Source organism: Parasedimentitalea psychrophila, assembly GCF_030285785.1.
GTDB lineage: Bacteria > Pseudomonadota > Alphaproteobacteria > Rhodobacterales > Rhodobacteraceae > Parasedimentitalea > Parasedimentitalea psychrophila.
The window spans coordinates 4,607,201-4,627,932 of record NZ_CP127247.1 but is presented as its reverse complement, the minus strand read 5'-3'; the positions used below and the strand labels follow the sequence as shown (position 1 = coordinate 4,627,932).

Below are 20,732 nucleotides of genomic sequence, written 5' to 3'. Positions count from 1 at the left end.
AACAATTTCCCTTGTGATTGCAGCGATCAATACTAATCTAGACAAATGGTACAAAATCAATTTCCGGAACGGCAATTTCCTATGGCGGTGCTCCGTAGGCAAACTTTGGTGTGGTGTTTTGCGGTGGCTGCTGCAGGGTTGGGGCTGGCATCATCAGGCGCCGCCGCAACTGAAAATGAACCGCCACCCCCGGTGCCTCTTGATCCACAGGCCGTCGAGATTTTGACATCGGCCTCAAGATACCTTGCGGAGCAGAGCGCTTTGTCGATGGATTGGTTTGTGTCCTTTGACGTGGTGGTCGATGGTCGCGAAAAAATCACCTACATGCGCAGTGGCGCCAATCTATTGCAGCGTGGGGTTGGGTTTTACGGATATTCCGAGTTTGGCGATGAAACCCGCGAGTATTTCTTTGACGGTGCGCAGTTTCAAATTTTTGATGTCGAAGAAAACGCTTATGTGTCTACCGAATTCACCGGCGATTTTGATGCTTTGGCGGACCGGGCCAAGGAGGCTTACGATATCCGATTGCCGATCTGGCAGGTGATGAGCACCGAACCACAGCCCGAGCTACTTGATCAGGCGACCGCAGCGGCCTATTTGGGGACCACCAGGATTGCCGGGCGCGAGGCCCATCATCTGGCCTTTTCCAACTATGATACAGATTGGCAAATCTGGATTTCGACGGAGCCTGATCAGCCTGAGTTGATGATGATCGTCGGCACAGATCCCTATACTCAGGGGTGGCCGCAGTATCGGGCCTACTTCACCAATTGGAATTTCGACCCGGAAATTCCGGAGGGTGTTTTCACTTATTTCCCAGATGCAGAGGCTGAGCTGATGGCTTGGCCAAAGCCAGAGGATGTCATCCTTCAAGGGGGGCAAAACTGATGCGACAGTTTTTCATTGGTGTGCTTATTTTTGCAGTCTCCGTGGGCACCTCGCCCGAGAGTGTCATGCGGTTGTCGCCGCGTGCGGATATGGCTGATGCCAGAGGCCACGGAGGCGGCGGTGGACGCGCCAGAGGCGGTGGTGGCGGTAATCGAGGTGGCTATTCCAGTGCGCCAAGATCACGGCCCTCAGGTGCCAAGACGCGACCCTCTTCAGGAACGCGACCGTCTACAGGAACCAGGCCGTCATCCCGCCCGGCATCTAAACCTGCGACACGTCCTGCCAGTAAGCCGTCAACCCGGCCGGCATCTAGACCTGCGACACGTCCTGCCAGCAAGCCGTCCACTCGCCCTGCGGCGAAACCGGCAACACGGCCCAATCGGCCATCTGCTGTAAATCCCGCCCGGCCTGCTGCGGGGCAGCGCCCGGGGGCAGGCAGCCGCCCAGCCGGCAGTCGCCCGGTAGGTGCCCGCCCTCCGGGGTCGCGTCCTGTTGGCTCACGTCCCGTTGGCTCACGCCCTCCGGGAACGCGTCCACCCAATGTGGGGCATCGTCCGGTTGGGTCGCGCCCGCCGGGCCATCGCCCACCAGGATACCGCCCACCGGGATACCGCCCGCCCGGCTATCGTCCACCGGCCTATCGGCCTCCCTACCACCGGCCTCCCTACCACCGGCCGCCGCACTACCATTATGGTCCCTACCATTACAATTCCGGTTGGGGATGGTTCTTCACTGCGGCAATCATCGGCTCGACGCTGGTCTACACCACTTCGCTGCCGTCGGATAAAGAGTGCGAGAAGATCACCGAGAAGGGGGAAACCCTCTATCTGTGCGACGGTGTCTTGTATCGCTCAACCTATTATGAAGATGAAAAAGTCTACGAGATCGTGTCGGACCCTCCGGCTGAACAGGGCCAGCCACAATCGGTTGTTGGCCTGGGGCTGACCAGTCCCTTTACCCGTGGCGAAACAGTGCGAGAACTGCAAAATCGGCTTGTTGGCGCGGGCTATGATGTTGGCAGCGTGGACGGGGTGTTTGGCAGCGGTACGGAATCGGCTGTGATGTGGTTGCAATATGACAATGGGCTCGACTCTTCGGGCGTGATTGACCCGCCGACGGCGACACTGTTGGGCTATGACGTGCCCGGTGCCGCAGAGCCTGTGGCCGCGCCAGCCCAGCAGGCAGCACCGACGGATCCAGCACCTGCCGCCGAAGCAGACGGATCAGTCACTGAGCAACCCGAAGTCGCTGCACCCGCTGATCCAGAGCCTGCCTCTGATGTCGTGCCTGACGCCGGGACGGATGATGCGATGGACGAGCCGCAAAACTGAACCAAATCAGATGCCGACCTTTGGGGGCCGGCATCTGAGCTTTGTGTAACTGCGCGCGTCGTATCAGTCCTTAATCCAGACCAAATGCCGGAATGGGAAGGTCTTGGCGCATATGCGGGATGTCAGGCCCGTAGGCGTTCGTTTGCCGGATCCCAAATCGGCTGGTCTTCCTGCACCACAGCGCGGCACTTCACCCCGTAGATTTCGACCTCCAGCTCTGTTCCGGGTACCGCAATCTCCGCCCGCACCATGCCCAGCGCAACCGAGGCGTTTACCCGGTAGCCCCAATCTCCGCTGGTGGTCTCGCCGACAATCTCGCCGTCTTTCCAGATACAGGACATATAGGGCGCGTCGGCAGCTCCGGCATCGACGATCAGGGTGACAAAGCTCTTTTTGACGCCCTGTTGTTTCTCGGCCTGAATTGCGGCTTTGCCGGGGAAATCCTGCGGCTTGTCCAGTTTGACAAAGCGACCCAAGCCACCTTCGAGCAGTGAATAGTCGGTGGTCAGATCGCCTTTCCAGGTGCGATAGCCCTTTTCAATCCGCAAGGAGTTCAGCGCATACATGCCAAATGGCTTGGCCCCGGCGTCAAGGATTGCCGCATAGATGGCAGGCTGATCCTGATTGGCACAGTGGACTTCCCAACCCAGCTCTCCGGCAAAAGACACCCGCACCAAGAAGGCAGGTTTACCCGCCACAGTGGCCTTTTGATGGGTCAGCCAGCCAAGCGACAGATCACCGTCCGAGAGGCCGGCAAACAGATCACGCGCTTTGGGGCCGGTGACGATCATGGTGCCGAATTCAGTGGTGTGATCACTCAGGGTCAAACCGTCGGGCAGGGCATTGCGCAGGATTTCAAAGTCATGCCACTGCGCCGTGCCTGCGGTGATCATGGTAAAGTGATCCTCGCCGTGACGCAGGCAGGACATCTCGGTCAGGATGCGGCCGCGATTGTCCGAAATGTAGACCAGGTTCATCCGTCCCACCTTGGGCAAGCCGCCAGCGACCAGACCGCGCAGGAATTCTGCGGCGCCTTCGCCGGCTAGGTTGAACCGTGAAAATCCCGGCAAATCGAGCACGCCAATGCCGTCACGCACCGCCTCGCATTCTTCCTTGATGCGCTGCTGCCAGGGGCCTGAGCGGCCCCAGGTGTGGGTGGCCTCGTCAGAGGTGTCATCGCCGTCCTGGGCAAACCAGTTGGCCCGTTCCCAACCGTTATAGGCCCCCATCACGCCGCCCATATCCTTGACCTTTGCATGAACCGCGCTGACCTTCTTGTCGCGCGCGGCGGGCCATTCGTGGTGCGGGAAGTGCATGGCGTATTCGTTGCCATAGACCTCCATGCCCTTTTGCACACAGTAGTCATGATCGGTGTAATCGGTATAGCGACGCGGATCGCAGGCCCACATGTCCCATTCGGTCTGGCCGTCAACGATCCATTCCGCCAGACATTTGCCGGCACCGCCACCCTGGGCAATGCCAAAGGTGAACACGCAGGCCTCAAAGGCATTTTTGACACCGGGCATCGGGCCAAGCAGCGGCAACCCGTCGGGCGCATAGGGGATTGGGCCGTTGATGACTCGGCTGATGCCTGCGGTCGCCAGCGAGGGCACCCGTTCCATCGCGTCCATCATGATGTCTTCGATCCGGTCCAGATCGTTTTGCCACAGCTGAAACGAGAAATCCTCGGGCATCGGGTCTTCTGGGGTATCCCAATGGGCCCGGCAGCTCGGCTCGTAAGGGCCAAGGTTAAAGCCGTGCTTTTCCTGGCGCAGGTAGTATGACACATCCACATCGCGCAGCAGCGGCAGCTTTTTGCCGCCATTGGCCTTGGACCAATTTTCGATCTCGGGGATTTCTTCGGACAGCAGGTATTGGTGGCTCATCACCATCATCGGCACGGTGCGGCCACCGTAAGGCTTGAACCAATCGCCAACGCGCTGGGCGTAATACCCGGCGGCATTGACAACATAGTCACAAGTGATATCGCCCTTGTCGGTGTGTACGGTCCAAGTTCCGTCGCCGTGCTGAGTGACGCCAGTGGCCGGGCAGAAGCGCAGGATCTTGGCGCCCATGTCACGCGCGCCCTTGGCCAGTGCCTGGGTCAGCTGCGCCGGGTCGATATCACCGTCATGGGGATCATACAGCGCTCCGGCCAGATCATGGGTCTCCAGGAAGGGATAGCGCTCCTTGGTCTGTTCGGGTGTCAGGATCTCGATGTCCATGCCCTGGTAACGCCCCATGGAGGCCGCCCGTTCGAATTCCTGCATCCGTTCCTTGGTATGCGCCAGACGGATCGAGCCGGTGACGTGATAGTTCATCGGATAGTCGACTTCGTCGCCCAGCCGCGCATAGAGTTCGGTGGAATAGCGCTGCATGTTCATCACCGACCATGAGGTCGAGAAGGTTGGCACATTGCCGGCCGCGTGCCAGGTTGACCCCGCCGTCAGCTCGTTCTTTTCCAGCAGCACACAATCGCTCCAGCCTTTTTTGGCCAGATGGTACAGCGCCGAGGTGCCGATGACGCCGCCGCCGATGATCACGACGCGCGCTTTAGTTGGGAATTCAGACATGGGTGTTCTTTCTTAATCTTGTTGCGGCACAGCATCCGCGATGTCGTAATAGTCGCCCTTGGAGGCGACAAAGATGTGTTTGTTGATCTTTAACCCGGTGGCGCCGTCGACAGCGCCGAGGGCAAAACTGGTGGTGTCCTCGTCATGGGCCTTCCAGAACAGGTAGGACCCACAGCGTGGGCAGCTGCCGCGTTTGGCCAGATCGCTGGCGGCGTACCAGCTAACTGGACCGGTGATGATCAGGTCATTGTCGGCGACATAGGCCGACGACCAGATACCGCCCGATTGTTTGCGACACTGGCCGCAATGGCACATGGATGCACCCTGTGGTTCAGCTGCCGTTTCAAATTGGATGTCGCCACATAGGCAGGATCCCTTTATCATTTATGAGCTCTCCAGATGTGGAGTGCTGCTGGCACCCAGCAGAACTCCGTAGACAATGAAACAGATGGCCATGGTGCGGCGGATCCAAGTGTTGAACACCGCCGCCATTGCGGCGCGGCCCAGGCCTGCACCCAGGGCGGTGTAACCGGTATAGCTCAGCGCGGTGATCACCAGTGCGGTTGGCATAATCACCCCCATTTGCTGCAGCACCGGCACATCCGGCTGCACAAACTGCGAGAAGGCGGCGAGATAGCCGGCGACGCTTTTGGGGTTGATCACGGCCACCGCCAAGGCGTGCAGGTAGACATGTCGCGCCGGACGTTCGGCCATGGGGGGCGGCTTGGTGGCACTCAGCCAGCCGCGGATGCCCAGATAGATCAGGAAGCCGGCGCCGATCAGCTTGGCTATGAAAAAGCCGGTTGGCGAGGCGGCAATCAGCGCCGTCACGCCCAGGGCTGACAGGATCAGGAACAGGCTGGCCTGGGTCAGGATCGCCAACACGCCGATCATCGCCCTGGTAAAGCCCAGTGCCATGCCGTTGCTGATGCAATTCACCGCATTTGGCCCCGGTGTGGTGACAAACACCACCCAGAACAGTGCAAATATTGTCCAGGCTTCAAAACTCATGGCATCAATAGACCGGTGGGGCGATCACCCAGATCGCAACCGCAGGCGCGTCGTAAGGGTTGGCCCAGTGATAGGCCTCATGGCGGATGCGGAAACTGTCGCCAGCCCCTACGGTGAAGGCCCGGCCGCCAATCACCAGGTCAAGCTGGCCAGATATGATATAGCCCACCTCCTGCGTTGGTCGGTCTGCCGGAGTCTGCATCTTGGAGCGCGCCTGAAAGGTGGAATGCACCATTTCAAACTCGTCCGTTAGATCCGGTGACAAAAGTTCCTCGATCAGGCCTTCCTCGCCCGATCCCATTGGACGGCGGGCCCCGGATCGCACCACATATCCCTGTTCGTTGTCTGGCGCATGGGTATGGCCGAACAGCATCGACATCGGCACCTCAAGACAGCCGGCAATCTGGCGCAGGTCAGAAATCGTCGGTTCTGACAGATCCCGTTCAACCTGACTAAGCCAGCCAACCGAACGGTTCAGACGGGTGGCAATGTCATTTAATGTCAGCCCACGCGCCTTGCGCAGGGCACGGATGTCAGCCCCCAGTGACGCGATGAGCGGAGCATGGTTGTTCACGGAGATTTCCTGACTGAGCTGGTGAAAAATGACCCTGGAATTTCACGATGGAGGTGGTGCGTGAAATTATCAAGTGATTTTTCACGAAAAATGCGCATCAATGAGCAGCCATTTGAGCGCCTGAACCTGCGGCCACTGTGGATTATGCCGCAAATCCGAGTGTCAGCGGTTTGGGGCTGGGGCATTTTCAGGGCGGGGCAGGGCGTTAATATTGATCCAGCGAGATGAAGCCGTTTGGAATTTCCAGAAATTGCATTGGTGACGCCTTGGGCTCGCGCACCGCCCGAATGGCTGCTTGTGCCAGATATTCGCCGGTCGCGGAAACATCCTCGAGCATCACCAGGATATCCTTGCGGAAAAATTTCAGGAAGGGGATCGCCTCTTTCGACACAACATCAATGTCTTTCCCCACCACCAATCCCTTGGCCTCCATTCCAGAGACCGCCGCCATCGTGGCGTTGACAGATCCACAAATGAAGCCGTCGATCAGCGGATCATCCGCCACTTTTCCGGCAACCCATTCGCGCATCTGGGTATTGGTGCTATCGCTAGTGGTTATCTTGGAATAGCGAAAGTTTACGCCAGCCGCCGCCGCTGCGGCTTCGCCGCCGCGCACCATTTCCTGAGCATAGTTTTGCGCAATGGGTGGCGCGATCATCAGAATGTTTTTGCGCCCCCGTCTCACCAGTTCCTCGACGCCCAGGCGGGCAAAGGTTTCGTTGTCAAAATCATAATAGGCGTGCTGATCAAGCCAGTTGCTACGGCCATGGGTTGCAAAGGGAAATTGCTTATCCATCAGGTAGGCAACCCGCGGATCATCGGGCAGGACCTGGTTCAGAATAACGGCATCTGCGGAGCCGTTTTCTACAATATACCGGATCGGCGTCATTGGATCATCACCCGGGAAAAACGGCGTCACATTCAAATGGTACGGGGTGTTGCGCAGACCACTGCCGACCGAGGTAATCAGTCGCGCAGTCTGGTTCATCATGTCTTGTTCGGTGGACATGACCAGACTGATGACATTGGTGCGGCCGGTTCGCAGGCGGAGCCCGGCACGATTGGGGACATAGCCAATGTCATCTGCAATCTTGCGAATCCTGGCCTTGGTTGCCGCAGAGATGTCCGGCGCATCGTTCAGGGCACGCGATACGGTTGGCACCGCCATGCCGCTTAGGGTTGCAATCGTCTTGAGCGTTGGCTTCACTGTCAAGCCGCCGCTTGTTGTCGATGGTTTATCGGTGCCGCGGTTGGTCATCAGTTCGTGGAAGCCTTTGGATTAACCCGTATTTGCCAGTGTCGGGGCGTTTTGCAACTGATTTCATAGCCGGGGTTTTGGCTGGCCGATCAGCGGCAGGACGCGACTGTCTGACATTCATACCTTTACAAAGAAAATTCTTGCCAGGTCAATCTAAATCGATATAGGCGTTACCGATAACGATTTAGATCTGGGAGGAGAGAATTGTGAAACTTAAAACAAAACTGCTGTCTGCGGCGGCCATTATTTTTGGCACCAGTGTCGGAGCTGTTGAATTGGAAGTGACCCATTGGTGGACATCTGGTGGCGAAGCCGCCGCAGTGTCCGAGCTGGCAAAGGCCTTTACCGGCAAGACCGATCACACTTGGGTCGACGGCGCTATTGCCGGGTCAGGTGGCACTGCCCGCCCGATTATCATCAGCCGAATTCTGGGCGGCGACCCGATGGCGGCGACACAGCTAAACCACGGGCGCCAATCCGAAGAGTTGATTGAGGCCGGGTTGATGACTGACCTGACCGAGATTGCTGAGGCGGGCGGCTGGAAAGACCTGGTGAACCCATCGTCACTGTTGGACTCCTGCACGCTGGACGGCCGCATTTACTGCGTTCCTGTGAACATCCATTCGGCGCAGTGGCTCTGGCTTAGCCATGATGCCTTTGACACCGCAGGGGTCGAGGTGCCCGAGGATTGGCATCAGTTTGTTGCGGCTGCCCCCGCTTTGCAAAAGGCTGGCTTGGTGCCATTGGCCATGGGCCAACAGGGATGGCAGCAGAATATTGCATTTGGAACGCTGACCATAGCCATCGCCGGAGTTGATGACTGGCGCGAGGTTACTGTCAACAAGAACGCTGAGGTCGCCGCCGGAGCGTCCTACAAGTCTGTCTTCGAAGCGGTCGCCAATGCGCGGGAATTGGCGCGTGACAGTAATGTTCAGGACTGGAACCTTGCCACCAACATGGTGATCACCGGCAAGGCAGGTGGTCAGATCATGGGCGACTGGGCCCAGGGTGAGTTCCAGGTGGCCGGGCAGGTTGCCGATCAGGACTATACCTGCCTGCCGGGTCTTGGAATTAATCAGGTTCTGGATACCGGTGGCGATGCCTTCTATTTCCCGAAAATTGATGACCCCGAGGTCCATGCCGCGCAGCTGGAGCTGGCAGCCCTGTTGATTTCGCCTGAGGTTCAGGTCGCGTTCAACCTGGCCAAAGGCTCACTGCCCGTTCGCGGTGACATCGACATGTCCTCGGCCAACAGCTGCATGCAAAAGGGGCTCGAAATTCTGGCCTCCGGCGGCGTACTTCCGTCAGATGACATGTCACTTTCGGCAGACTCGACCACCCAGATCGAGGATCTGATGGCCGAATTCTGGGCCTCGGACCTGAGCGCCACAGACGCGCAGGCACGCTATGTGGATATCATCGCAACCGCCGATTGATACCATCACAGCAACGAAGAAGGAGCCCGATGGTGTCGGGCTCCACCTGATCTGCGGAGAAACGCTCATGGATTCAGCCAAACGGCCCAATGGTCTGTTTCGGAATAAAAGCGCCAAGATTGCCTCAATTCCGATGATACTGACAGCAATGGTTGTCTTTTTCGGGGGGACGGCCTGGACCGTCTTCTATTCCTTCACCGGCTCTCGGCTGCTGCCCAAAGTCAAGTTCGTGGGCTTCGATCAATACGAGCGGTTATGGTCGTCGCATCGCTGGATGATCTCTATTGAGAACCTGGCGATCTACGGCATCTGTTCGCTGATCCTGACCATGGTTCTGGGGTTTACCCTAGCCGCGTTGCTGGACCGCAAGATCAGATTCGAGAATACCTTTCGGACCATTATCCTGTACCCGTTTGCCTTGTCTTTTGTTGTCACCGGCCTGGCCTGGCAATGGATTCTCAACCCGGATTTCGGGGTTCAGGCGGTGGTGCGCGGATGGGGCTGGGAGAGCTTTAGTTTTGACCCGATGAACACCCCGGATATCGTCATCTACGGCGTGCTGATTGCCGGCATGTGGCAGGGAACCGGGCTGGTCATGGTGATCATGCTGGCCGGGCTGCGCGGTATAGACGAGGACATTTGGAAAGCCACCCGCGTCGATGGGATCGGACTGGTTAAAACCTATATTCAGGTCATTGTCCCGATGATGCGACCGGTGTTTGTCACCGCGCTTGTCATCATCTCCAGTGGGATCATCAAGCTTTATGATCTGGTTGTTGCGCAGACAAATGGCGGCCCGGGGATTTCCTCGGAAGTGCCGGCAAAATACGTCATCGACTATATGTTCAAGGCCCAGAACCTGGGCCAGGGATTTGCGGCCTCAACCATGATGATGGTCTCGGTCATCATCATTCTAGTGCCCTGGGCCTATCTTGAATTTGGGGGAAAGAAACGTGACTGATACATCGCCCTTGTCGGGTGGCACTGCCGCCATGGCGGGACCACGTGGGGCCAAACCCAAAAACCGTCTGTCGCGCAGAAACATCTTTCTGTACGGCACATTGATGTTGATCTCGGTCTACTATCTGCTGCCGCTCTACGTGATGGTTGTGACCTCGCTGAAAGGCATGCCCGAGATCCGCATGGGCAATATCTTTAGCCCGCCGGTGGACATCACCTTTCAGCCCTGGGTCAAGGCCTGGTCCGAGGCCTGTACCGGGATCAACTGCGACGGTCTAAGTCGTGGCTTTGGCAATTCGGTGCGGATCCTGATCCCATCGGTTGCCCTGTCCATCACCATCGCCAGCATCAATGGCTATGCGCTGGCCAACTGGCGCTTCAAGGGCTCCGAGGTGTTCTTTACCATTCTGATCATCGGCGCGTTCATTCCCTATCAGACCATGCTGTACCCAATTGTGATCCTGCTGCGCGAAATCGGGCTGATGGGGTCAGTATGGGGGTTGGTTCTGGTCCATTCGGTGTTTGGCATGCCGATCCTGACCCTGTTGTTCCGCAACTATTTCACCTCAATGCCCGAGGAATTGTTCAAGGCGGCCCGGGTTGACGGAGCCGGGTTCTGGGGCATCTACTTTCGGATCATGCTGCCGATGTCGGTGCCGATCTTCGTGGTGGCTATGATCTTGCAGGTGACGGGAATCTGGAACGATTTCCTGTTTGGCGTGATCTATACCAAACCATCGACATACCCGATGACCGTTCAGCTTAACAACATCGTCAACTCGGTGCAGGGGGTCAAGGAATACAATGTCAACATGGCAGCGACCCTGCTGACCAGTCTGGTGCCGCTGGTGATCTACTTCGTTTCCGGAAAACTATTTGTGCGTGGCATCGCTGCCGGCGCGGTGAAAGGCTAACCCCATGAATGCCACCAACTTATCCGTTCAGATCCGCGATCTCGACCTGCATTTTGGCGAAGTCAAAGTCCTGCAGGGACTGAACCTCGACATCGGAGAAGGCGAGTTCCTGGTGCTTCTCGGCTCCTCCGGTTGCGGTAAGTCGACGCTGCTGAACTGTATCGCCGGGCTGCTTGATATCACCGACGGGCAGATCTTTATCAACGGCGAAAACGTCACCTGGAAAGAGCCCTCCGAGCGGGGCATCGGCATGGTGTTTCAGTCTTACGCGCTGTACCCGCAGATGACGGTCGAGGGAAACCTGTCGTTTGGTCTCAAGAATGCGCGCGTGCCCAGGGCTGAAATCAAACACCGGGTTGCGCGGGCGGCTGAGGTGCTGCAGATCGAACCGCTATTGAAGCGCAAGCCCGGCGCGCTGTCGGGGGGGCAGCGTCAACGGGTGGCGATCGGTCGGGCGCTGGTGCGCGATGTGGATGTCTTTCTGTTTGACGAGCCGCTGTCGAACCTGGACGCCAAGTTGCGGGCGGATCTGCGGGTCGAGTTGAAGCGGCTGCACCAGCAGCTGAAAAACACAATGATCTATGTGACCCATGATCAGGTCGAGGCGATGACACTGGCGGACCGGATTGCCATCATGAAAGGCGGCAGGATCATGCAGCTGGGCACCCCGGACGAGATCTATAACCGGCCGCAGAACCGCTATGTCGCGGATTTCATTGGCAGCCCGTCAATGAACTTTCTTGAGGGCAATCTGGAAAATGCCGAGTTTTCGGCCGGGGCTTTGAAATTGCCAATGAAGGACTACACATTCCTGAACGGCGGGGCCTCAAACGGTGAAACCACCATCGGTATTCGCCCCGAGCATGTGGTCACCGGCGAATTGGTAGGCCGCGCGTCGGTTCAGACAAACGTCAAGGTCAATCTGGTGGAGCCTATGGGGTCCGACACCCTAGTCTATGCCGACCTTGGCGGCGATCAAATCAGAATCCGAATGGACGGACATTCCAAGGTGCGCAGCGGCGATGATCTTCCCATTGGAATTGACACCCGGCGTGCTTCGCTGTTCGACAAAAAATCAGAAATGCGTCTGTGACCATTTCAAATCACGAAAGGTGGCATTATGCCCGCGATCTCCTATCAAATGTATGGCTCCAGAAACTGGGCCTTGGCTGAAACGCTCACCATGCTGTCCGCCGCTGGTTTCTCCGAAGTGGAGGGTTACGGCGGGCTCTACGGCGACCCAGACGGTCTGCAGGCCGCTCTGCAGCAAAATGGCTTGCGGATGACCACGGGCCATTTTGGTCTGGCCGAAATCGAAGCGGACCCGCAGCGCGTCATTGACCTTGCCAACCGGTTTGGGATGGAGGCCGTTTTTGCGCCCTTTATTGTTGCCGAGGAGCGCCCCAAAGATCTGGCTGGATGGCAGGCCTTTGCCACCTCTCTGGTCGAGGCAGGCAAACCCATTCAGGATGCCGGGCTGGTCTTTGGCTGGCACAATCATGATTTTGAGCTGGTGGATCTTGGGGCAGGGGTAACGGCTCTGGATGTGATCGCGCAGGCGTCACCGGATCTGAAGCTGGAGCTGGATATTGGCTGGGTGATCCGGGCCGGGCAGGATCCGGTGGCCATGATCCAAAAATATGGCAGCCAGATCAAGGTGGCGCATATCAAGGATGTCGCCGCTCAGGGCGCAGGCCTGGATGAGGATGGCTGGTCTGATGTCGGCCACGGTGTTGTCGGTTGGGCGCCCATTCACGCGGCGCTGCAGGCGGCGGGCGTCGATCGCTATGTCATTGAACATGACAATCCAAATGACCATCTGCGGTTCGCGACACGGTCGTTGAACGCGGTCACAGCATTCTAAGGACACCACAAATGCATATACTTGGCGTTGGCATCATCGGATGCGGCAACATTTCGACCACCTATTTGAATTTTGCGCCCAAGTTTTGTGGTCTCGAAGTTCGGGCGGTGGCGGATATCAACATGGATACGGCCATTTCCCGTGCGCAAGAGTATAATGTTCGCGCAGATACGGTGGAGGCGCTGTTACAGGCGGATGACATCGACATCATTGTGAACCTGACCATCCCGGCGGCGCATTTCGAAATTACCCGGAAAATTCTGCAGGCGGGAAAACACGCCTATTCTGAAAAACCGTTTGTTCTGAACCTCGACGATGGCAAGGAGCTGCGTGATCTGGCCACGGCTAAGGGGCTGCGCATTGGTTCGGCTCCGGATACTTTCTTTGGCGGGTCTCACCAACTGGCACGGGCGGCCATTGATGGTGGTAAGATCGGCACGGTGATTGGAGGCAGCTGTCATGTGATGTCGCATGGGATGGAACACTGGCATCCCAACCCTGACTTCTTTTTCCAGCCGGGGGGTGGCCCCGTTCTGGACCTTGGTCCCTACTATATCACCAATCTGATCCAACTGATTGGGCCGGTTCGGGCGGTGACGGCGATGACCGGCACCAGTTTCCCAACCCGCACCATTTCCAATGGGCCGCGCGACGGGGAAACCGTGCCGGTGGAGACCCCGACCAACATCCATGCATTGCTGGAATTTGAAAACGGCGCCATCGTCACCTTTGGTGCAAGCTGGGATGTCTGGAACAGCGCTCATCCCAACATGGAGCTTTATGGCACTCAGGGCACGATTTCCTTGCCGGACCCGAACTTTTTTGGTGGCGAGGTGACCCTGGCCACCAAAGGCGATGACTTTGCCGTGCTTGCCGCCAGTGATCATCCTTTTGGGGTGGCGAATGAAGAAGACAACGATGGGCGGCTTCAGGCCAACTATCGTGCGGCAGGACTTGCAGAAATGGCCCAGGCGATTTCCGAAGACCGCCTTCATCGGTGCAATATTGATCTGGCCCTGCATGCGGTGGACGTGATGACGGCAATATTGGCGGCGGGGGAAACAAGACAGTGGATTGAAATGACAACCAGTTGCGCACGCCCAGCCCCCCTGTCTCCGGCGGCGGCGCTCTCGCTGTTGAGGGACACCCAGGCGTGAGGGGCCAAAGCGGGAGCTGACGGCGGAATATGAGCCAGGCTGTGGGGGCCATTTATTGCATAAGGTCAGGTCGCTGCATAAGGGCATATCAAGGCCGCCGGGACGGGGCCGTATTTGCGCCTGACAGGGCATTGTTGTACAAATAGAGTGATGGGCATGCTTCGCCTTTCCCCGGACGGATTTATCCTACGGCCCCTGTTTTGGGTATGCCAAGCGCGGTGAAACCGTTGAGGATCGCAGCACGGATTTGGATCTCGGCGACCTGCCGGTCGAAGTCTCGCGCTGAGAGGCGCGTTTTCGATGCGGCTGCGCGTCCCCTCGATTGCTGGTATCTCTTGTGATTGTTCATCAATACCCCTCTCAGAGAATGCACCAATCGTCTGCCGGGGCTGTCAATCAGAAGGTGTAATGGCCCCACTGAACCCCGGCAGGGAATGGCAACCGACAGCAGCTTCTGTCGTCGACACAAGGTGCTGAAGTCCGGTACGGCCCAGTCCGGTACAGCCCAGCCCGGTACAGCCCAGTCCAAGCCTACCCAGTCCAAGCCTGCCAGTTCCAGCAGGCGTTCCACAAACCCGGTCGCCAGCTATCAGGCTGGTTTCACAAGGTGAATCCTTTCATCCGATTTGTGCAACAAGCCAATGGATGGCAGCGATAATACCGGGTCTCAACTACCTGATTTTAGTGCAGCGTTGATTTTCCGTTCGGTATCCGGAGAAAGAGTGGTGCTAATCACTTCGCCATCAAATTTCGCCATGCGCTCTAGAACTTTCTCCGAGTCTTCAGTCTTGGCTAAGACAAATAAAACAGCACCATCTCCTTTGATTGCGTTGACTATACCTTTCATTTTGGCATCTGGAATACCCACGTCAGTCAAAAGACCTGCTGCAAGGCCCGTACCAAGGCCTCCAACAGTCCCTGCAATAGTATGCCGGTCCCCACCCCACCTGTCGCAATCGAAACAATTGCGGTGACCAACATACCCAACCAAGCACCTCCGATGGCGCCCGGAACTTCCCAGTTTACCATCTGGTCAAGCCGAACTTCGCCAATGTGCTTATGCGCGATTACCGCGTCTTCAAGATCTAACAGCCCATTTTCCGCTAACTTGTGAAGGGCATGCCTTGCGTCATTCGCCTCTTTGGTGCTGTTCATCAAAAGAGCGGTAAAATCGTATTGAGATTTAGCCATCAGCATTCCCAGCCATCACAATTTCATTGTCTCGATTTTCCCCAAGTAACAGGGCCTACTGGCAAGGTTTGGCGTTCCGTCGCGTTGTGACAATTGTTTTGGCGTTCGGCGACTGTTCACGCTGCAAGATCGGGCATTTCCCCGCGCGTCCGTTCAGGCCTCATGGAACAGGCGTAAACTGATCAACATGGACAACAATCCTAAAAGTTTCAGTCGTTTGCGATCCCGCCGCCGCTTTCCTTCCGGTTTTTCAGCTGACGTCTTCATTCAGGAACTGGCGGCGAGGGCAGGCAATGGATGGGAGCGATAATACCGCACTTCAGAAAATGGGATGACAAGGCAGATATAGCGAGAGGCATCCAACATTGATGCCCCACACTGGTGCCAATGACGGATTTCCAACCAAGCGGCGGTCCTCCCGCAACCACACCATAGCCAGCACAGCCGCAACGCCCAGCGCTCCTATCAGAGCGGCCCAGCCTATCTGCCGACAGGTGTGGCGTTTTGCATACGCTCCATGATCGCGCCCACATTATAGCTCGATGACTTTTGCCGTTGGGAAAATTCCACGAAACTCTGCAAAAATTTCCCGACGAACACCTGCATCGGCTGATAAATCCACATCTTGTCAGCAACTCAGCGAAAATACATCGGCCGATGATCCATATTGGCAATGGTATTCTCGAAAGGGTCCATGCGCAAATTGGTCACCCGAGGGAAGTTCTGCGGAGCCGCCATCGTCCCTCCAAATCACCGGCCACCAATCGCGAAATGGACTTTCCAGTCGTTAATTCGCACTGCATTCAGTAAGCCGCGGTCATCGAAATAGAGGATCTCATGGCTTATTCGTCCGGGCTCGACGACGCCTGGCCACCGTACGACAGCAGGGGCGCGAAATCCGCCTTCCCAGATTTCACCCTTTTCTCCATGGAACGGGCTGGTTCCTCCGTCGGGCCATGACAATTTCTCTGCGCCGTTGTCGGAGTAAAACACGACAATTGTATTGTCCGCGGTTTCGAGCTCATCGAGCTTTTTAAGCAGTTCACCAACAACCCAATCAGTCTCCTGCATCCCGTCCACCTTTCACTGGTCCGACAGCCGCGTTCACAAGTGCATCCGTAGCATATTGTGCCAGATGAAAAATGGCATGTCGGCCTCGTGGGCTTTGTCGATAAACGCAAGCGATCTTTCGAGGATTTCGTTCTCCATCGTCTCCATCCGCTTACGGGTCACTGGTCCGGTGTCCTGGCAGTTCTGTTTCCCGACACGGCCCCAGCGTAGCTCCTTCGTGGTGTCGTCACGATCACTTGCCTTGCAATCCATTGCGCCCCTCGGTCCGAACTGTTCGTAGAAGCCTTCTACGTCATGCGGATACTGGGGGTCTTCCGGTTCTTCCTCGGCATTCAGATGGTAAAGACTGCCAAAGAACTCGTCGAATCCATGCACTGTCGGGAGAAATTTATTCAGCTCATCCAGACGATCCTTGCCGTTTTAATGGCCCTTCTCGGGCATTCTTTGAGTGCCCTGTTAGGCAGCGATAGCGACAGTTGCGACGCGCGCAGGTTTGCGTTCCAGCAGTGATGCCAACCATTTACTGGCGCGCTCCGGGTGTGACTTGGTCTGTCGGACGAGCGACGTCATGCCAACGACCAGCAATAATCGTAAGTATTGATCACCCATTCACTGCCCGGCAGGGCATTGAGCAGCGATGTCCCGAAAGGGATCGTAATGCGCCCGAGTTTCTCTTTGCCGCCGCTGGATTTGTTCGCGGGCGTCAGCCCCAACCATGCTGCAAACTCGCGGTCATTTCGGAACTGATGACCACCGATGACCCGCGCGAGGCCCTTCGCGATGTAAATGTCGAACTCCGCGACCATACCACGCAAGCCATTGATCAGCTGCGTGCGTTGGCGGACAAGCAGAGCCCGTGCGCGATGGAGCGACAGCAGAGCTTGTTGCTCAACTGTCTTTACTGCAACAAATCGCATTCTGCGCTTTTGAACGATCCCCCGGATCGTTCAATCCGTCAGCGCGGATCAGCTTGAATTCGGACGCATCACCGCTTCACAAATGGCCTCGGCATCATTGGCGTCACACTTCCCGCGCTTGTCGTATGGTTTGACATACATCGGTAGAATCAGCCGGACATCATGGCCCAACTCTGTTAGTTCCCGAGCCCAATGATGCGCACCACTACAGGCTTCCATGCCAATGAGACCGCGCTCAAGTTTAGAGAAGAACGGCAATCGCTGCGCGCGTCTCAAAGGCCTGTTGAAGACGACCTCTTCGTCTTCCGTGACCCCGTGAACTTGAAAAACGTTCTTGGCCAGATCAAGGCCGATTGTGGAACCTTGCATCGGGTGGCTCCTCTCATAAGCAGATATCGACACCTGCATTATGGCGCATTACGACGCCCGTTGGAGCAGAAGCCATCCTCCCCATCACCTTACCGCCCTTACGTACACATTTCTGCGAGAGCAGCATTGATCACAATAAGATCGGAGCGGACATTGCGCGATAGCAGCAGATGGGTAGGATGTGTCCATCAAAGGAGCGACCCGCACAACATGCACAACAAAATGCCAGTGCTGCGGGCCGCTCTATCCCGCCCACGGAATAAGCCAGTTGTATTAGGGTAGTGCAAGGCTGGAACAGGTCCAGAAATGGAGTGAAACCAGTGAAAGGCGCATTGATTAAGCAAGAGCAGGAAATCATCAAACTCCTAAACGAGCAGGTCCAAAATCTGCAAAGCGGTTCAGACTTTGGAACATTGCAAGCGACACAGATGTCGAACCTAAGAGGCGCGTGGTTGACTGTGAACCAGTCTCAACTTGACCTGGCTGCAGCACGATTGAAGCGATTGCAGCCCAGCTAAGGAGGCCGGGCAAAGGCGGCTATGCGGGATAGTCCCGCCATACAGTGAACCGTCCTACAAATTGTGAGAGCTAGTCTTCCGGCTTCCAATCAGGCTGTGTCTGAAATGACATGACATCCTCCCCAAGCTGGTCCCAATGTTTTCTATCCCGTTCGAATACAACGACCTGAACATCCAATCCCGTGGAATCATCTATCGAGCCGAGAGTAAGGGTTAAGTGATCTGGCATCCGCGTGTTCTTGCCATAGATCGGGCTTCCGCAACGGGCGCAAAAGGCCTTGGTAACCTCAGATCCCTTGCCAGAAATGTATTTGAATTCGGAAAGTACACCGCTCAGAACAAAGGTTTCTGAGGAGAACATCGCCCCAATTGTGTGGCCCGTTCCACTTATCCGGCGGCACTCCTCGCAATGACACTGGGCAACGACGATCGGTTGACCCTCAACATGGTATGTGACCTCGCCACATAGGCATTTACCAGAGTATTTGTTTTTCATACCTCGAACCTTAGAAATTTGGGCAGGGCAAGCAAGCCCAAAAACGGTGGCAATTGCTGAAGATAGAACCGGGCCATGTTCTTCGGCGGCACATGCGGGGTGCTTTAGGTTTAATGCAGGGCACTTTAGGTTCAAAGTCGGCACTCGACTGTCCGATGACGCTTCGCGATGATGGTGTCCAACAAAGGAGGCGGTAGTGCTAGTTGGAGAATGGCGTGACGAACTTCATCCAATCAGCAGTATGGTGAAAACAGATTGCTACTCCAGAAATGTCAGTATATTCTATTGAGCAGAGTTTGTTATTTATAGAGATTTCTTGCAGATGAATAAACTGATTGTTTCGTTGACGACCATTCCCTCGCGTATCGATAGCATCGGTCCGACACTGCGCGACTTGCTCAATCAAAGCGTTAAAATAGATGAGATTCGGTTGAATCTTGCCCGCAAATATCGCCGCTTTCCCGGGGTGGAAATCAGTGTGCCAGATTTGCCTGAGAGGATAACGATCCACTGGTCCGATACTGATTTTGGTCCTGCAACCAAAGTTCTCCCTACGGTTTTGGACCATAGGGACGATGATGTGGATATCCTCTTTTGCGACGATGATCAGCCCTATGATAGGGATTGGGCACGAAAATTTCTCGAACATAGGCAGAGTCATCCCAACTGCTGCATCGTCGGAAAAGGGTACGATTTGAGCGCACGCCCTCTGGGCCATCGCTATGACCGAAAACAGGAACGTTTTCCCCGCGCAGAGGCACGCCGCAAAGGGCCGAGCTATCGCATGTTTCGAGCAGTAACGCTCGGCTTGTGCAAACCGCACCCCTTTATTTCAGACGGTTATGTTGATATCTTAGAAGGCTTTCGCGGGGTAATGGTGCGCCCGAGCTTTTTCCCAAATGAAGTTTTTGACATTCCAGATATCTTATGGACCGTTGATGATCCATGGCTTTCTGGGCACTTGGAGCGCAATGGAGTCCCGATCTGGTTGATGAGTGAAGCGCGACAGTTTGCGCGACCATACGGAGCTCATTTCCGGGACCGTCTTGGCGCTTACGTGTACAAGAAACATGACCGTCTAAAGGCTGACAGCTCGTCCATAGATCACTTCCGAGATACCTATGGGATCTGGCCCGGCCACAAGGAGGTCCCCACTGAAGCTCCGCGAAAGAAGTTGCGTCACATGTTAGGTGCGCCTGTGCCCTTTGTGCACAAAACTGACGCCATCGCTCCGTCCAAGCAAGGAGCCTGATTTGCGAGGAACTAGCATTGGAGCGAGTATTGTCGCGCCAGCTATTCTAGGGGCTCAAACGAGGCGGCACGCGCCTATTAGCGATCCCAACACACCAGCTCTGGCTTGAATGCGGCTGCGGCCACAACAGGCCTGCCCAGGTTGGCGACATCATTGCCAAATTGGGCGATCAGATCACTGTTGGCGAAGCTGTGGACCGGCTGCGGTTTTCCCGCCGCATAATCTGGAATTCCCTGACCGCATAATTACGACGTCATCCGGTCGCGTTCCGCGCAGGTTGAGACGTAAGAATCGACTTAGCTTGAGGGGTCTTTCGGAGGGAATGGGCGATGGTTCAGAACAATCTTTTTCAAGCTATGTTGGCGGCAATCTCAGAGGTCTTTGAGGCTGAGACCAACCCGCAGGGGCCTCATACCGCCAAGACGCTGATGGTGACGCCGTCGCCTGTGACCTTTGATCCGGTTCCGCAGTGTCTGCTGGATGAGGCCATGCGCAGGGTCTTGGCCGCCAGTGACCACCCAGTCGCGGGCGCCATTCTAAAGGCGCAAAACCTGCTGCCCTGGGGATCAAATCCGGTCGAAGGAAATACCGAAAGAAGTATCGCCGCGATGATCAGCGTCGCCAGCCTATTGGGGCCGGAAGGGCCTATCCCTGCGCCGGATGTCCGGCTGGGGTTGGTCTATATGCGGCCGGACAGTTATTACCCGCTGCATCTTCATGATGCCGACGAGACTTACGCCATTATTGCCGGGCAGGCGCTGTGGACCGCCGGGGATGATGTAAGGATGCGGCAGGTGGGCGACATGATCCACCACCCCAGCCTGATGCCACATGCCTTTCGGACCGGGGCTGAAGGGTTTCTCGCAATCTGGCGCTGGAGCGGCGATATCAACACCCATTCCTATCGGTTCACCGAAGATCAGGCGGCCTCCATTCAGGCCTGAGGGCCGCC

General features: G+C 56.6%; 21 protein-coding genes and 2 pseudogenes. 11 read left to right on the top strand and 12 right to left on the bottom strand.

Annotation, left to right across the window (positions count from 1 at the left end; translation table 11 throughout):
* The first annotated feature begins 267 nt into the window (after positions 1-267).
* Together QPJ95_RS22335 and QPJ95_RS22330 are read left to right on the top strand one after the other, a co-directional pair.
* Positions 268-888, top strand: a complete 621-nt coding sequence (locus QPJ95_RS22335; protein WP_286018291.1) for a DUF2092 domain-containing protein — start codon at positions 268-270, stop codon at positions 886-888.
* A 542-nt stretch (positions 889-1,430) separates the two neighbouring features.
* Entirely contained in the window at positions 1,431-2,219 is a 789-nt protein-coding gene (locus QPJ95_RS22330) for a peptidoglycan-binding domain-containing protein (RefSeq protein ID WP_270920077.1), read from the top strand.
* Between the two features lie 122 nt (positions 2,220-2,341).
* Here the strand turns inward: QPJ95_RS22330 and QPJ95_RS22325 are convergent, their stop codons facing one another.
* From QPJ95_RS22325 to QPJ95_RS22305, 5 genes are all read right to left on the bottom strand, one after another.
* Positions 2,342-4,792, bottom strand: coding sequence for a GcvT family protein (locus QPJ95_RS22325; RefSeq protein WP_270920078.1), 2,451 nt, complete (start codon positions 4,790-4,792; stop codon positions 2,342-2,344).
* Between the two features lie 12 nt (positions 4,793-4,804).
* Positions 4,805-5,176: a GFA family protein gene (locus QPJ95_RS22320; protein ID WP_270920079.1), complete on the bottom strand. Its 372-nt coding sequence runs from the start codon at positions 5,174-5,176 to the stop codon at positions 4,805-4,807.
* Positions 5,177-5,803, bottom strand: a complete 627-nt coding sequence (locus QPJ95_RS22315; protein ID WP_270920080.1) for a LysE family translocator — start codon at positions 5,801-5,803, stop codon at positions 5,177-5,179.
* A gap of 4 nt (positions 5,804-5,807) precedes the next feature.
* The gene (locus QPJ95_RS22310; protein ID WP_270920081.1) at positions 5,808-6,377 is read right to left on the bottom strand and encodes a helix-turn-helix domain-containing protein; all 570 of its coding nucleotides are present in this window, start codon (positions 6,375-6,377) and stop codon (positions 5,808-5,810) included.
* Positions 6,378-6,582: 205 nt separating this feature from the next.
* Positions 6,583-7,635 carry a LacI family transcriptional regulator gene (locus QPJ95_RS22305; RefSeq protein ID WP_270920083.1) on the bottom strand — a complete coding sequence of 351 codons (1,053 nt, stop codon included), beginning with the start codon at positions 7,633-7,635 and terminating at the stop codon, positions 6,583-6,585.
* Between the two features lie 206 nt (positions 7,636-7,841).
* Between QPJ95_RS22305 and QPJ95_RS22300 the strand changes: the two genes are divergently transcribed.
* The 6 genes from QPJ95_RS22300 to QPJ95_RS22275 all read left to right on the top strand — a co-directional run bounded on the left by QPJ95_RS22300 (position 7,842) and on the right by QPJ95_RS22275 (position 13,966).
* Complete coding sequence (locus QPJ95_RS22300) at positions 7,842-9,071, top strand: ABC transporter substrate-binding protein (protein ID WP_270920084.1); 1,230 nt, start codon at positions 7,842-7,844, stop codon at positions 9,069-9,071.
* Positions 9,072-9,138: 67 nt separating this feature from the next.
* Positions 9,139-10,032 (top strand): carbohydrate ABC transporter permease, encoded by an 894-nt coding sequence (locus QPJ95_RS22295; RefSeq protein WP_270920085.1) that lies wholly within the window; start codon positions 9,139-9,141, stop codon positions 10,030-10,032.
* A 31-nt stretch (positions 10,033-10,063) separates the two neighbouring features.
* Entirely contained in the window at positions 10,064-10,945 is an 882-nt protein-coding gene (locus QPJ95_RS22290; protein WP_270920141.1) for a carbohydrate ABC transporter permease, read from the top strand.
* A gap of 4 nt (positions 10,946-10,949) precedes the next feature.
* On the top strand, positions 10,950-12,038 hold the full coding sequence (locus QPJ95_RS22285) for an ABC transporter ATP-binding protein (protein WP_270920086.1): 1,089 nt from the start codon (positions 10,950-10,952) through the stop codon (positions 12,036-12,038).
* Positions 12,039-12,065: 27 nt separating this feature from the next.
* Positions 12,066-12,809: a sugar phosphate isomerase/epimerase family protein gene (locus QPJ95_RS22280; RefSeq protein ID WP_270920087.1), complete on the top strand. Its 744-nt coding sequence runs from the start codon at positions 12,066-12,068 to the stop codon at positions 12,807-12,809.
* An 11-nt stretch (positions 12,810-12,820) separates the two neighbouring features.
* Complete coding sequence (locus QPJ95_RS22275) at positions 12,821-13,966, top strand: Gfo/Idh/MocA family protein (protein WP_270920088.1); 1,146 nt, start codon at positions 12,821-12,823, stop codon at positions 13,964-13,966.
* Between the two features lie 181 nt (positions 13,967-14,147).
* On the opposite strand, the pseudogene QPJ95_RS22270 reads toward QPJ95_RS22275, so the two are convergent.
* From QPJ95_RS22270 to QPJ95_RS22245, 6 genes and pseudogenes are all read right to left on the bottom strand, one after another.
* Positions 14,148-14,546, bottom strand: a pseudogene (locus QPJ95_RS22270) (transposase); the annotation flags it as partial.
* 87 nt (positions 14,547-14,633) lie between these two features.
* Complete coding sequence (locus QPJ95_RS22265; RefSeq protein ID WP_270920142.1) at positions 14,634-14,834, bottom strand: DUF1269 domain-containing protein; 201 nt, start codon at positions 14,832-14,834, stop codon at positions 14,634-14,636.
* A 5-nt stretch (positions 14,835-14,839) separates the two neighbouring features.
* The gene (locus QPJ95_RS22260; protein WP_286018215.1) at positions 14,840-15,163 is read right to left on the bottom strand and encodes a hypothetical protein; all 324 of its coding nucleotides are present in this window, start codon (positions 15,161-15,163) and stop codon (positions 14,840-14,842) included.
* Positions 15,164-15,907: 744 nt separating this feature from the next.
* Positions 15,908-16,228, bottom strand: a complete 321-nt coding sequence (locus QPJ95_RS22255) for a sulfatase-like hydrolase/transferase (RefSeq protein WP_270920090.1) — start codon at positions 16,226-16,228, stop codon at positions 15,908-15,910.
* A 33-nt stretch (positions 16,229-16,261) separates the two neighbouring features.
* Positions 16,262-16,603: a hypothetical protein gene (locus tag QPJ95_RS22250; protein ID WP_286018214.1), complete on the bottom strand. Its 342-nt coding sequence runs from the start codon at positions 16,601-16,603 to the stop codon at positions 16,262-16,264.
* An 81-nt stretch (positions 16,604-16,684) separates the two neighbouring features.
* A pseudogene (locus QPJ95_RS22245) lies at positions 16,685-17,514 on the bottom strand (IS110 family transposase).
* A gap of 320 nt (positions 17,515-17,834) precedes the next feature.
* Here QPJ95_RS22245 and QPJ95_RS22240 point away from each other — a divergent pair.
* A complete protein-coding gene (locus tag QPJ95_RS22240; RefSeq protein WP_270920092.1) occupies positions 17,835-18,032 on the top strand; it encodes a hypothetical protein in 198 nt (65 codons plus the stop codon).
* 70 nt (positions 18,033-18,102) lie between these two features.
* On the opposite strand, the gene QPJ95_RS24405 is transcribed toward QPJ95_RS22240, so the two are convergent.
* Positions 18,103-18,528 (bottom strand): GFA family protein, encoded by a 426-nt coding sequence (locus QPJ95_RS24405; RefSeq protein ID WP_390955241.1) that lies wholly within the window; start codon positions 18,526-18,528, stop codon positions 18,103-18,105.
* Positions 18,529-18,850: 322 nt separating this feature from the next.
* On the opposite strand from QPJ95_RS24405, the gene QPJ95_RS22235 reads away from it, so the two are divergent.
* Both QPJ95_RS22235 and QPJ95_RS22230 read left to right on the top strand, forming a co-directional pair.
* Positions 18,851-19,780, top strand: a complete 930-nt coding sequence (locus tag QPJ95_RS22235; RefSeq protein ID WP_270920093.1) for a glycosyltransferase family A protein — start codon at positions 18,851-18,853, stop codon at positions 19,778-19,780.
* Between the two features lie 329 nt (positions 19,781-20,109).
* On the top strand, positions 20,110-20,724 hold the full coding sequence (locus QPJ95_RS22230) for a dimethylsulfonioproprionate lyase family protein (RefSeq protein WP_270920094.1): 615 nt from the start codon (positions 20,110-20,112) through the stop codon (positions 20,722-20,724).
* The last annotated feature ends 8 nt before the right edge of the window (positions 20,725-20,732 follow it).

What these genes read in the sequence shown, in the direction of transcription:
- QPJ95_RS22335 (WP_286018291.1), top strand. Translation starts at nt 268, where the DNA reads ATGGATTGGTTTGTGTCCTTTGACGTGGTGGTCGATGGTCGCGAAAAA.
- QPJ95_RS22325 (WP_270920078.1), bottom strand. Translation starts at nt 4,792, where the DNA reads ATGTCTGAATTCCCAACTAAAGCGCGCGTCGTGATCATCGGCGGCGGC.
- QPJ95_RS22320 (WP_270920079.1), bottom strand. Translation starts at nt 5,176, where the DNA reads ATGATAAAGGGATCCTGCCTATGTGGCGACATCCAATTTGAAACGGCA.
- QPJ95_RS22315 (WP_270920080.1), bottom strand. Translation starts at nt 5,803, where the DNA reads ATGAGTTTTGAAGCCTGGACAATATTTGCACTGTTCTGGGTGGTGTTT.
- QPJ95_RS22305 (WP_270920083.1), bottom strand. Translation starts at nt 7,635, where the DNA reads ATGACCAACCGCGGCACCGATAAACCATCGACAACAAGCGGCGGCTTG.
- QPJ95_RS22295 (WP_270920085.1), top strand. Translation starts at nt 9,139, where the DNA reads ATGGATTCAGCCAAACGGCCCAATGGTCTGTTTCGGAATAAAAGCGCC.
- QPJ95_RS22290 (WP_270920141.1), top strand. Translation starts at nt 10,064, where the DNA reads ATGGCGGGACCACGTGGGGCCAAACCCAAAAACCGTCTGTCGCGCAGA.
- QPJ95_RS22285 (WP_270920086.1), top strand. Translation starts at nt 10,950, where the DNA reads ATGAATGCCACCAACTTATCCGTTCAGATCCGCGATCTCGACCTGCAT.
- QPJ95_RS22280 (WP_270920087.1), top strand. Translation starts at nt 12,066, where the DNA reads ATGCCCGCGATCTCCTATCAAATGTATGGCTCCAGAAACTGGGCCTTG.
- QPJ95_RS22275 (WP_270920088.1), top strand. Translation starts at nt 12,821, where the DNA reads ATGCATATACTTGGCGTTGGCATCATCGGATGCGGCAACATTTCGACC.
- QPJ95_RS22260 (WP_286018215.1), bottom strand. Translation starts at nt 15,163, where the DNA reads ATGCTGATGGCTAAATCTCAATACGATTTTACCGCTCTTTTGATGAAC.
- QPJ95_RS22255 (WP_270920090.1), bottom strand. Translation starts at nt 16,228, where the DNA reads ATGCAGGAGACTGATTGGGTTGTTGGTGAACTGCTTAAAAAGCTCGAT.
- QPJ95_RS24405 (WP_390955241.1), bottom strand. Translation starts at nt 18,528, where the DNA reads ATGAAAAACAAATACTCTGGTAAATGCCTATGTGGCGAGGTCACATAC.
- QPJ95_RS22235 (WP_270920093.1), top strand. Translation starts at nt 18,851, where the DNA reads ATGAATAAACTGATTGTTTCGTTGACGACCATTCCCTCGCGTATCGAT.
- QPJ95_RS22230 (WP_270920094.1), top strand. Translation starts at nt 20,110, where the DNA reads ATGGTTCAGAACAATCTTTTTCAAGCTATGTTGGCGGCAATCTCAGAG.